Source organism: bacterium SCSIO 12643, assembly GCA_024398135.1.
Lineage (GTDB): Bacteria > Bacteroidota > Bacteroidia > Flavobacteriales_G > Salibacteraceae > CAJXZP01.
On the sequence record CP073750.1, the window covers coordinates 2,732,774 to 2,744,918 of the forward strand.

Here is a 12,145-nt window from a genome sequence, read left to right on the forward strand (position 1 = left end):
CTCAAGAGTTTAACTGCTGTACAAATACTCCGGCTTTTTCTAAAATCAAATCGGGAACCTCTTTATGAGGTGTATGTTTTACTTCAGGAATGATTAATGGGGTGGCATCTTTAGATTGCGAAACAATATCTTCAACCTGTTTTAAAGTCCCATATTCATCTTTTTCTCCCTGAATGATTAATGCCGGACATTGAATGTTCGGAAGAAACTTCTCGATATTCCAATGTTTAAATTCATCAGTGGTCCAGGTAGCAGCCCAGGCCCAAAACAGATCTTCTGTTTTAGGCCCGTGATATTTATCCAGTTTCGTTTTTAAGTCTGTGTTTTTGTATAATTCCTGAGCTTCTTCGATTCCTTTAATAGTCACATCTTCCACAAATATGTGCGCACCTTCGGTAATGACTCCTTTTATTTTGGAAGGATATTTTCCTGCGGCAATTAAAGCTATGGAACCTCCATCGCTATGACCGAAAAGGATGGCTTCTTTAATATTCCAGTGATCCAATAATTCGGATAAAATATCAGCTTCCAATTCCATATAATACAAGTCTCTTTGTGCATAGGAAAAACCACAGGATTGACCATAACCTTGTCTATCGTAGATCAGAACGTTACACGATGTAAGTTCTCCGAGTTTCTCAGGAAAATCTCTCCAGAGTTTAATACAACCCAAAGAGTCATGTAAAAAAATGATGGTACGCTTTCCAGGATAACGGTTTATTCGCTTTACAGCGATTTCACTTAGATTTAAATTAGTCTTTGTATGCAAATTGCTCGTTTTTGTTTTGAGACTTGAAAGGGGCTAAAGTATCTATTATTTATTTCCCAATGGTTGTATTTGGAAGATGTTCAATTTTAAAATTACACGAATTGGCGATGAAACACATTTTATTGGCCTCTTCATGCAGTTCATTGGCTTTAGTGATCATATTACCGTCTGTGATTTTTACTATTGGATGAAGAGTTACCTCTGTAAATCTACCACTTCCGCTTTGACTTTCTTCCATTACTCCTGTGGCATTATCAGAATATTCAGTAACCACGATTTTATGCACTGAACATAAATGTAAATACCAGAGCATATGACATGCAGACAAGGAAGATAAAAACAAATCCTCTGGGTTGAATTTGGTTGGATCACCTAAGAATGATGGATCGGAAGAACCTAAAATACTATTATATTTTCCCTTGCTGGTAATGGTATGGTTGCGGTTATAGGATGTATAATTCTGTGTGCCATTTCCCTCGTTTCCCGTCCACTCAATTTTGACTTCGTAATTATGTTTTTTCATATAGAGCTATCACCTTTTTAAGATGATGTGGTTTTAGTTGAACGCATTCCAAATTTGCTCAGTCGGTTGTAAATTCTCATAAAGTTGTCGGCCATTTGGGAGCTCATTTATTCTATATTTTCTGAATTCGGAATCATACCAGGAACCAAATTCTTTTTTGAATTCTAATGAAGCACCAGTGACATAGTACCATTTTTTCTCAGCATCTCCAGGCCTGGCTCCAAAAAATAAAAAGCCATAATAATCTTGGGCAATGGATAGAGAATCAACATTTTTATATGTCCGTTTTTCTTCTGTTTCCCGGTCAAAAATCAACTCAAATTTTTTAGGGTTGTTTTTCTTTAAATAAACTCCATCCTTCAACTCAATGGAATCAGAACAGCTTATTATTAAAGTCGAAAGCAATATCCAAACAAAATTTGTTTTCACCATTTATAATTAAATACAATAAATGGCTAAAGATAAATCACCCCGTTAAATTGTCAATCTACTCAGGTATAAATACCCGATTTTTAAAACGGGTATTTATACTATTAAAATTATTCAGCATTAATCAGAGATTTGGAATGCAATCAAGAGCAAGAATTTATAAGAGTAGCTACGATCACTTTTGGATTGCGGGGGCAAAACCTGAAAACCCTGTTAAAAACAGAGTAGGGAATAACAATTTAATTAAAACATCATGAGTGAAATTACACCCATTCAACTTCCAACACCTATAGATTGGAATACAAAAAAAGAAGCTGCAGAACAACATATTGCTGCGCTTGATCTGATCTTTGCGAATTCAAGAAACCTTTTGTTATATCTGGATGCATTGTCGCAAGTATGTTCAGAGCAAAACATCCAAAGTAGAGGTAAGACGGCTTCTTACTGGTTACCGTACCTGCATCGTGAAAAAAACTTGAAGGACTTTTTTACAGAGTGGTTGACATTTACGCCACCACCATCAACTCCAGAGACACCGGAAGGTCCTGGGAAGTATATTGTATACTGGGATTACTTCGTAAATACAGACTCAGGTTTAATATTGGTGAATGATACAGATTTCAAACCCTGGTTCCGTTCGTTCTTAAATTTCCATGGAGACTGGATCAACAGTACATCTTCTACAGGGACTTTAAGCCAATGGATGACCTATTCAGGTACAAATGCACATCCTTTTAATATCAATGATTATGAAGTTCCTGAAGGAGGATTTGCATCTTTTAACCAGTTTTTCTTACGTAATTTAAAAGAGGGTCAAAGACCATTGTGTACTGCTGGACCGGATGCTGATGTAATTGCAGCGCCATGTGACGGTGGAATCTTTTACTTAACGCGTGGCAATATCATAGAGAATGTTGCGGATGCTGCTCAGGTAGCGAGCAAAACATATGATTTACCGGGTAAGTCAGATCGTTTTGATTTATTACAGGCGATCCCTGGATATGGACGAAATTTCCTGGGTGGACCATTGTTAGATATTCTACTTTGGTTTACGGATTATCACCATTTCCATGCACCGATTTCAGGTAGAGTTATCGAGCAGGGCTTATATGAAGGTTCGTATAATTATGATTTTGGAGATTATGATCCAAAAGATCATTATGCACCAAATTTACCGCCTGATAGCGATCGTGTAGGTTGGTACGAAAAATTAGGGAAACATCAGCGTTATGTTTGGGTGATTCAAACTGAAAATCTGGGGCTCGTAGCTATGATAGCGATTGGCTTCTGGGGTGTTGGAAGTATTGAAAATGCAATCGAAACTAATGCGGTCATTGAAAAAGGACAATACATGGGACACTTCGGTTATGGAGGTTCATCTATTGTATTAGCCTTTGAACCAGGAATGGATTTACAGTTTAAAGTAGGTGAAAAACCTGTTGAAGACCCTGACCATCCGGTACTCATGAAGGTGAGACAATGTCTGGGAAAACGCACAGATGTAATTAACTGGTAGTTAAAAACTAAAAGTCCTGAAGAATGCTTCAGGACTTTTTTTATGTTTTGTTTTACTCCTGAGCTACCAGGTATCGATCTGCTATGATTTTCTGCTGGAGGAGTTCAATGTCCAGATTCCCATGATCATCTGTCGCGATATAGTTGGGCTCCGGTAAATATCTCAATTGAAGATGTGGATGATATACCGTTTTTCTACCTTTTCGGAAATACGCGCACATCACCGAGAAACTACTGTTGGAGCATACCAGAATATCAGCTTCCACAAAGGCCTTAAAAATGGAATGAATCTGGTCGTAATTCTTTTCTTCTCGATTTGAACCAATATGTACGGAGGTATGATTTCTTGTACTAAATCGATCTACGATATCTTCTGAGTTTTCTTTTTCTGTGTAGATGTTGAAATACACATTCCCGATTCCATATGCCTTTTCGATATGTAGAAGGATATTTTCATAGTAATCCATGTCAAACATGTATCTCACTGCAAACGGTGTGGTAAAATGATGGGGAAATTTTTCTTTATCGTAATCGGTTCCCCGGTTAATATGCATGGCCACTTCGATGGGCGATTTGAAATCTGTAACACTTAAAGAATGCAAATCATTGAATTTGCTGGATGCTTCTTCTTGAATTTCAGAAAAGATATTCCGATCTGTTTTTCCTTCCAGATACCAGGGAATCGTTTGGAAAGGGTGGATTCTTAGCGCATTTTCAAATACGACTAAAGTATCATCATTCCTTTCTGGGAGAGCTTTGTCAAAATATTCTAAGAGTTCATCATAGTCATCTATACCACACCAAAGTGGGCCTTCTACGCGTACCACGCGTTTATATTTTGATAATCGTTCGGATTTCTCTACAATCGGACATTGGTACCCAAATCCGAAATAATCCAGATATTCATATGGGGTATGGACAAAGTTTAGGTTCATTAATTTGCCAATGGTTAAGCCTCCCAATGCATCTTTAAGTTGATGTCCGTGATTTCCTCCTGATGTAAATTCTATTGTAAAATCCATAGTATTGATGGGTTAATTAATGATTTGGGTGAGATGATTGGATGAATCGAAAACCTGATCCACATGATCATTTCCGTCCAGGTATTCGTATCCATGTCTTTTTTCTCTACTGATGTCACTCATACGATGCACATACCCTTTATGTTTTTGGTATAAATAATCTCGTCCGAGATATTTAAAATGCAATAGTTTTAGTTCTATTAACGGTTCTACAATAATGCCTTCGTAAAACTCTGGATAGCAGATATGGGCTCCCGGACGGTAGTTTATTTCTTTAATTCTTTTAGGATCAAATATGATGTTCTTGTCAAAGCGACATGATTTAACTCCTCGCTTCACTTGTTCGGTAATGAGTTGATCATAGTCTACAGGAAATTCCGGATGCATCATATTGTAACCCGTAATCATAGGCATTGCTATATGTTTTTCTTTTGCGAGCTGAAGTTTTTCTATGAGATGGTCATCATATAAAAACTCATCCATATCACAAACAATGACGTAATCAGCTGTACTTCCTTTCCAACAATTGTTTCTGGATTCGGTTAAAACATCTTCAATAAATTCATTACCCGAGTCCAGTGTTTTAATCTCTACCTTTTTGAATCTACGCGCGAATTGGATAGATTGATCAGTGCTTTGATTATCTATAACGGTGATTTTAGAACAGAATTTAGAGTAATAGTTCAATGTATGCCGTATCATTTTGGCTTCATTAAAACAAAGCACATAAAGTTCAATATGGAGATCTGTATTTGAAGTCATATGTTTACTCTCTGGAATCAACAATCAGAGGTGTTTTTGAAGTAGTTGGATTGGCGTATAGCTCGGATTCGGAAACCAGTTCTACCTCTAGTTTTAGAAATGCAGGATTCATATCTAAGGTTTGATGCAAAGCATCAGTGACTTGTTGGACGATTTGATGTGATTCTTCTTTTTTGCAATCTGATTTAATGACTAAGAATTTTAATTGGGTCAATACACTAGAAATCATAGAAAGCTGAATTTGAAAACGATCTACAATATCTAAAAGCTCATCAAAGTCATTTAGAAAATAGGAGTTGGCTTCAATGGAAAATGATTTGGGTGCTCTGGATTTCAATACCAGAAATCGTTTGTCATTTTTATATTCCAATTTACCGACATCGCCCATGGCATATCTAAAAACAGGAAAACGCTTTCGTAATAAGTTGGTAACTATTATAGTGCCGTTACCTTCCAGGTCAGGATTTTCTATTTCTACAATGATGTCGTCAAGAATTTCAAAAGAGGTGGTATTACCCGTATATGTGGACCATCCCCAAATTCCGGTTTCAGCAGAGCCGTATAGTGAGTAGATACATTTTGTATTGAATACCTTTTGAAAAAGTTCTACCTGGGACTCCAGAACATATTCTCCTGCAAACATCAAATTATCGACAGAAACACTTAGGTCATTGTCAGATAGATATTTGGCAAATAAGGTTAGAACGGATGGGGTCCCAATCAACATATTGGGTTTGAACTTGATGCAGGTGGTGTGCATAAAATCAAATGAAGATTTAGACCCAAGAGGAATCGTAGTTGCCTGACAGCGTTCCAAAATATCATCCAAAATTCCGGCTGAACGATACATATCACAATAGCTAAATAAATTTAAGGCAATGGTTTTGGAATTAAACATTCCATATCGGATCAGTTCTTTTGCTAGTAATTCTCTCTGGTATAGATTCTCTTTGATGTCAACCGGAAAGATTAAGGGTTTGTCTGTGGAGCCCCCGGAACGTACTAAATAGACCCCTTTAGTTTCGGATTGGAGATCAAATTGATCCTCCAATACATCTCGAAGTATATGTTTCTCCATCACTGGTGGAGTTGAAGTATAACCCACGTGTTGGTAATAGTTCTTGAATAAAGGAGATTCCCTGACGATGGAAAAATGATCATGTAATCGTTTATCTATCATGTTATGAAGTTATTTGGAGAAAATTTCTGAGTAGGAAGTATCTGAATTGATTCCAAAACAGGTATTTGTATTTATAGATGAAAATAAGCTTCTGTTGCATGGTATTGAGATTGCGAATGCAGTAGCGTAACCACCGTTTACCAACGACCCCCATCATCAGTTTATCGTAAGTGTCATTGCTTCCTTTAAATGTGATCAGTAGAGGAGGGTAGTAGGCTTCCTTCCAATGCTGGAACCTCTTACGAGATGCGCTACCTGGAACTTCACGAACTTTAAGTCGGTCGCCCATTAAAAGTCCGATACTGTCGCTTTTGTGTTTGAGAATATGTTTTAAAACACGATACCAATAATCAATACCTTCGTAGAAATTAGGCTTTTCATAGAATTTGAACGCCTCCATCCATTTTCTTTTGACGATCAGATTACTCCCTACGCCCATTAAAAATTCCATTGATGTGACCACTTTTAAAGGTTCTTCCATGCGATATGCATCCGGAATAATGGTGGCTAATTTTTGATTGAGTTTTCTTAGGTCTGGAGAGACTTCATTACTTGGAAATAAATGAATCCCTACGACTAAAAAATCAATCCCTTGAGATGACATGAGTTCATCTGTTGTTTCTAATAAATCCGGAGCGTAAATATCATCAGCGTCTAAAAAACTGACGGCATCTCCTGTGGTTTTTTCAAAACCTATATTTCGGGCACGACCAACCCCTCCGTTTTTTTCAAGTTCAATGATTTCAATTCGTACTTCATTAAACTTTGAAGGGAGACGATCTAAAAAAGCTTTTGCTTTTTGGAGACTACCATCGGTACTTTGATCATCTACAATAATCAGTTCATGAGGCAGTTTCGTTTGGTCAAATACGGATTGCAATGTTTCTTCAACATAATTCACTTTATTGTATAACGGAACGACTATAGAAAACTTCATGATGGATCTGATGTTGCGCTGGGTAAAATATAGCCTCCACTGTGTACATTGATTACACTTTTGGACGAACCTCTGAAGATTCCCGTCCCAAAGAATCGATCGTTATGGCATAATAACATTCCAACGATATTTATGGATTCGTTTTGATCATGGTTATTGAGTTCAAATTCCTGTTGATCCACATATTCCTGAACCATGTATTGAGACCATTCGTTGGTAATGACGTCAGTCCATTCTTGAGATGTACAATCATCTTTAACATAAATATCGATCCCACGACCACCACTGTTTTTTTTGAGGGCCCAATTGGATGAAGAATGTATAAGTCGGTGTCTTATTTGTTCCGAATCGAGGGTATATGAAGGAATCAGAAAACGTCTTAAAAAAGCATAGTCTTCTGGCCTTAGATAATCAGACATAATGGATTGATTATACAGCACCGAAAGGATTCGTTTATCATGAACGAGAATAAGCGTACGTACATCGTTTAAACATTTTTTTGATTGAACGAGTGCTTTGATCACTTCCGGTTTGATACGTTTCAATTCTTCCCGATCCAGTTCAAGAATGAGCTGTTCAGCGATTTCTCCATTTACTGTAAGTTCTCCATGAGTAACTTCTAGTTTTTGAGTTGAAATATCTGCAATTGAAAAACCATGTTTATTGATTTCATCAAAAAATTGATAAGCTTCCGTTCCTTTTTCATCTTCATGTACATAGTACAATGGGGCATTAGAATCTAAACTGCCGGCAAGTACAGATACGAATTCAGTCTGTTTGGGAATAGCATGCCAATCGTGGTTTATGGTTGGAGAGAGTTCGTCCAGAATTAAATTCATATAATAGCTCAACATCCATCCATTCAAAGGATATCTACAACCGATCTCGCAAATTTTGGATTGTCCATTTTTATCGATGACAAAATCCGGACGATAAAGCCCCACTTCATATGGAGTAGGGGCTGCGATTTTTAATATGGATTCCAATTCGGAATCTAATTGATAGATGTTACGTATTCTCTCATCTTCAAAATAATGCGTTACGACCTGATGAAGCGCACGTTCCAATATGCTGCATAATTTGCTATACGCATTTAGTTGAGTGGATTCTACCTCCACGGGAACATTCATAAACGTATTCTTACCATTGAAAGGAATATCTTTAAAGTATTTCCTAAGCTCTGGTAATAAATCTGAATAATCTAGATGCGTTTTGGAAAGCGAAATGGCATATGTGTCTTCAATTTGTTTTGGGGTATTCATGTGTGGTTTATTTGAAGATTATACGAAACTTTCCTCAGCAATTTGAGCGTTTAAAGTCGCCATCACTTTAGACTTTAAATCCAGATAATCGGTAATAATTTCTTTTAAATCATAATCCTGAATGTTGATGTCAAATGCTTTGGAGAATGAATTCACTGCATCTACTGCATGGAAGAAATGGTTTTTCTCTGTTGGTCCGCAGTGTACACTGATCCATGCTAATGACTTTTTGATTTCAGAATCAGAGAAATCCGTTTCAGCTTTTAACCAGTTTTCAAATAATGGAATAATAAATTCCACTTCACCATGTGTATAGATTTCGTGTACGAGTGTGGTCAACAGTCCAATCATGATGTCTTTATTTCTTAAAGAGTTTTTATCCTTCCAGGCTTTGAAGTTGATCGCTTCTGTATTTAAATATTTATTTGATAGCCAGGAATCATCACCGGAGATATTGGTCGCCATCGTGTAAAATAATTTTGAGTGTAGCACGTGTCCCACTACAGCCAAATCTTCATCTACAATTCGATTCAAGCTCGCCACGGATTTAAACAGGTCGTGTTCGCTTCCTACGGGTTGATCTTTATGTACGATCATAGTCATTCGGTTACTTAAGCCGGCAACGGTTACCGCACTGTTGTTGGTTTGGCTCCAGCTTTTAAAGAATGATCTAAGCGTGTCAGGGTCTTGCTTTCCTGATGTAAGTGCTCTAAATGCATTTTCGATGGTTTCAAACTGGACCTTTTGTAAAGGGAAATAGGTTAATAATTGTGATTTGATATGTGAATCCTCCATTTGATCAATCACAGGTGTGATAATTGAAATTAAGTTGTTCATAGTGTTTGTTTATAATTGTTTTAGTTCGATTCAGTGTTATGAATGCTTGCTTGTGGAGAGTCGCAAACAAGAGCATATTTGACAGCTATAAACGTAACGGGGTTATACAAGAAATAAAACGAGGTAATTACCTGTTTTAAGAAACTGGTGGAAATTACTTGATTAAGGGGAATGAGTTGTTTCCTTTTTAGTTTAAGGTTAGATTACCTGAATTGAATAAAAAAAGCCAATCATTTTGATTGGCTTTTTTTAGATTTTAAATAATAAATGTTATTTGGTTTTATTGTTATTCGAATGATTATTTATCACCCAATTCACTCTAAAACTATAAGAAGTGAAGTTATCCCAATCTGTGTTGATTTTCGAATAACTGGGTTGAGGTAAAGAGGTATAATCAAAAGCAATGTTCAGTGGGATTTTAGTGAGTTTACTCAATGGAATCTGAATTCCAAATCCGTAAGTGATTTCGCTAAGATGATCCACATTGCTATCCGGGAAACCATAATCATTATGATTTTCATAATAGTATCCCATACGTAGAAATAGCATTTCTAAGAATCCTACTTCTAATCCGGAATGGAAACCTGTTTGGTATTTAGAGTTTAATAAGAATTTATATTCAGCCTGAGCTAGAAAGCTAAAAGTATGAAGCGTGTCAAATAAATAGTTTCGGTCTAGAAATACATTGTAATTTGCACCAATACGTGAAATTACTGGCAGGGTATCTATATGGGTATTGTTATTATAATTCAATTCAATTTTTGCGAAGTTTAAGTTGGTGATACTTGTTCCAATATTGAGTGATTGGTTCTCAGAGTCTCCAATTTCAAATTTCTTAATTATCCCAAAATCCAGAAACAGAGTATTAAAGGACTGGTCGATAGGCTCCCAAATCATGTAGTTGGTGTTTAATCCAATAAACCAATTTTTTATAGGTTCTGATGAAAGATTTAGCGTGTAAAATGTGTTTTGGGGCCTTGATGTTTTTGAATTGCCGTTTTCATCTGTAAAGAGAATATCTGTCTCCAGTGAAAGATGATTTCTACTGAATCCAACGGTAAGGTATTTATTGAAGTTATACCCTGCACTAATGAAGTTGAAATATGCATCTTCGGCAGTGTATAATGGACTCGCAAATGAAGAATATAACTCAAGCCCTTTTAAGGTAGCGGTACCCGCAGGATTGTAGAATATAGAGGATAGGTCACCCTCAATGGAAGCATAGGCTTTACCCAATGCTTCTGATCTGGTACTGGGTTGTCGGACAAAAAAAGATTCTTTTAAAAATCCATCATCGTATTGCGCAAGAGTTATGAATGGGAGAATAAAGATTAAAATTACAATTGATTTTTTCATAGAAATATTGTGTTAAAGTTATACCTCAAATGTAACGGCATACTTGTTCAATATTTTCACTTAGTTTATGAACATCCGTGATCACTTCATAAATGATAGCCCTGATTTCATAAACGATATTTGGCCATTTAATTTAAGCTCAGTCTAAATGCTTTTGGACTCATAGAGGTTTTCTTTTTGAATATTTTGCTGAAATACTGTGAATATTCAAACCCCAAAGAATGGGCTATTTCACTAGCGCTTTTATTTGAGTTAAGTAGAAGCGTTTTTGCTTTTTCAATGATGTATTGATGAATATGGTCTTGTGCTCCACTTCCGGTTTCTTTACGAAGAAGATCACTAAGATATTGGGGGGATATATGCATAAAATCCGCGCAGTATTGAACCGTTGGGATTCCTAGCTCTAGTTGTTTTTCTTCCTCGTAATACTGTTTCAATAACTGTTCAAATTGAATAACGATATCCTTGTTCAGGTTTGTGCGGGTATAAAATTGTCTATCATAAAAACGAATGCAATAATTGAGCAGCAATTCTAAATTGGAAATGATGAGTGTCTGACTATGCGAATCTATATTATTACTGTATTCCCTTTCAATTTTATAAGTGATATCGGTAATTGTTTTTCGCTCCTCGTCTGATAAATGGAGTGCTTCGTTTGAAGCATAAGAAAAGAAAGAGTAGTGGTCAATGTTTTTTCCAAGTGCCGATTTGCGAATAAGGTCAGGATGAAAAACAAGTGTCCAACAATTCGTATCATCAGTTTTGTAATCTGCATGAAATTCCAAAACCTGATTTGGAGCAGTAAAGATCATGGAACATTCCTGAAAGTCGTAAGAGTTCCTTCCATATTTGGTGATCATAAGTGGACAGTTTCCCTTTAAACTTATTTGAAATAAATCCATCGAATATTTAAAGTTCCCCGTTACCTGACCTTGCTGGTTGCTATTATATGGAAATACTGAAATTAAAGGGTGTTTGGGTTTTCCAAGATCTAAAAACTGATGTAGCTCCGAGATGCTTTTTACACGAATAATGTCTTTCATCCTGTAATATTACTTATTTAATTCAAACCTAAATTCAGCTTCCTTTTTTAATTGACGATTGAAAGCCTGATAGCCTTTAACATACACTTTGGATAAGTATCCGCCTAAAAGCCAGGTGGCCCCTTTTGTAAGCTCATCATTCTGAATAAATCTTGAGGTTTTATTATCGATAGCTTCCACCTTGAAGTGGTGATTGTCACAAATCCCCATAGGTCCCTTTTCTGCCCAATAAAACTCTTCACCATCTCTTACCTGAATGGTATGTTTAATCGTGTTGAATTTTTCCTTTTTAGGATCTAATTGGAATCTGGCAGTGATTTCCCGGCCGTTGATTAATTCGCCTTCGATATCAACTAAGAAGGCTGCCCATTTTTGATAGGATTTTGTGTCTTTAAGTACTTCCCATACTTGTGCTGCGGGTGCATCGATAACAATATCTGTGTAGATTTTTCGGTGTGAGGATTTTAGTTTTTTTACCTGAATTTGTTCTTGCATATGACTATTCGTTAT

The 12,145-nt window shown here is 36.5% G+C and carries 13 protein-coding genes; 1 reads left to right on the plus strand and 12 read right to left on the minus strand.

What is annotated here, in order from left to right; genetic code table 11:
- Window position 1: 1 nt before the first annotated feature.
- From KFE94_11835 to KFE94_11845, 3 genes are read right to left on the minus strand one after another with little or no spacing between them, the layout of a single operon-like run.
- Entirely contained in the window at window positions 2-769 is a 768-nt protein-coding gene (locus tag KFE94_11835) for an alpha/beta hydrolase (GenBank protein ID UTW65344.1), read from the minus strand.
- Window positions 770-818: 49 nt separating this feature from the next.
- The gene (locus KFE94_11840) at window positions 819-1,292 is read right to left on the minus strand and encodes an OsmC family protein (GenBank protein ID UTW65345.1); all 474 of its coding nucleotides are present in this window, start codon (window positions 1,290-1,292) and stop codon (window positions 819-821) included.
- 33 nt (window positions 1,293-1,325) lie between these two features.
- On the minus strand, window positions 1,326-1,721 hold the full coding sequence (locus KFE94_11845) for a hypothetical protein (GenBank protein UTW65346.1): 396 nt from the start codon (window positions 1,719-1,721) through the stop codon (window positions 1,326-1,328).
- Between the two features lie 253 nt (window positions 1,722-1,974).
- Between KFE94_11845 and KFE94_11850 the strand changes: the two genes are divergently transcribed.
- Entirely contained in the window at window positions 1,975-3,237 is a 1,263-nt protein-coding gene (locus KFE94_11850) for a phosphatidylserine decarboxylase (protein ID UTW65347.1), read from the plus strand.
- Between the two features lie 52 nt (window positions 3,238-3,289).
- Here KFE94_11850 and KFE94_11855 read toward each other — a convergent pair whose 3' ends face one another.
- The 9 genes from KFE94_11855 to KFE94_11895 all read right to left on the minus strand — a co-directional run bounded on the left by KFE94_11855 (window position 3,290) and on the right by KFE94_11895 (window position 12,130).
- On the minus strand, window positions 3,290-4,258 hold the full coding sequence (locus tag KFE94_11855; protein UTW65348.1) for a hypothetical protein: 969 nt from the start codon (window positions 4,256-4,258) through the stop codon (window positions 3,290-3,292).
- A 12-nt stretch (window positions 4,259-4,270) separates the two neighbouring features.
- Window positions 4,271-5,020 (minus strand): glycosyltransferase family 2 protein, encoded by a 750-nt coding sequence (locus KFE94_11860; GenBank protein UTW65349.1) that lies wholly within the window; start codon window positions 5,018-5,020, stop codon window positions 4,271-4,273.
- A gap of 4 nt (window positions 5,021-5,024) precedes the next feature.
- Complete coding sequence (locus KFE94_11865) at window positions 5,025-6,200, minus strand: hypothetical protein (GenBank protein ID UTW65350.1); 1,176 nt, start codon at window positions 6,198-6,200, stop codon at window positions 5,025-5,027.
- 1 nt (window position 6,201) lies between these two features.
- A complete protein-coding gene (locus KFE94_11870) occupies window positions 6,202-7,137 on the minus strand; it encodes a glycosyltransferase family 2 protein (protein ID UTW65351.1) in 936 nt (311 codons plus the stop codon).
- The gene (locus KFE94_11875) at window positions 7,134-8,399 is read right to left on the minus strand and encodes a hypothetical protein (GenBank protein ID UTW65352.1); all 1,266 of its coding nucleotides are present in this window, start codon (window positions 8,397-8,399) and stop codon (window positions 7,134-7,136) included. The genes KFE94_11870 and KFE94_11875 overlap by 4 nt, the downstream gene beginning before the upstream one ends.
- 18 nt (window positions 8,400-8,417) lie before the next feature.
- The gene (locus KFE94_11880) at window positions 8,418-9,236 is read right to left on the minus strand and encodes a hypothetical protein (protein UTW65353.1); all 819 of its coding nucleotides are present in this window, start codon (window positions 9,234-9,236) and stop codon (window positions 8,418-8,420) included.
- 270 nt (window positions 9,237-9,506) lie between these two features.
- A complete protein-coding gene (locus tag KFE94_11885) occupies window positions 9,507-10,592 on the minus strand; it encodes a hypothetical protein (protein UTW65354.1) in 1,086 nt (361 codons plus the stop codon).
- A 128-nt stretch (window positions 10,593-10,720) separates the two neighbouring features.
- Complete coding sequence (locus tag KFE94_11890) at window positions 10,721-11,635, minus strand: helix-turn-helix transcriptional regulator (GenBank protein ID UTW65355.1); 915 nt, start codon at window positions 11,633-11,635, stop codon at window positions 10,721-10,723.
- A gap of 9 nt (window positions 11,636-11,644) precedes the next feature.
- Window positions 11,645-12,130: an SRPBCC family protein gene (locus KFE94_11895; protein ID UTW65356.1), complete on the minus strand. Its 486-nt coding sequence runs from the start codon at window positions 12,128-12,130 to the stop codon at window positions 11,645-11,647.
- Between the last annotated feature and the right edge of the window lie 15 nt (window positions 12,131-12,145).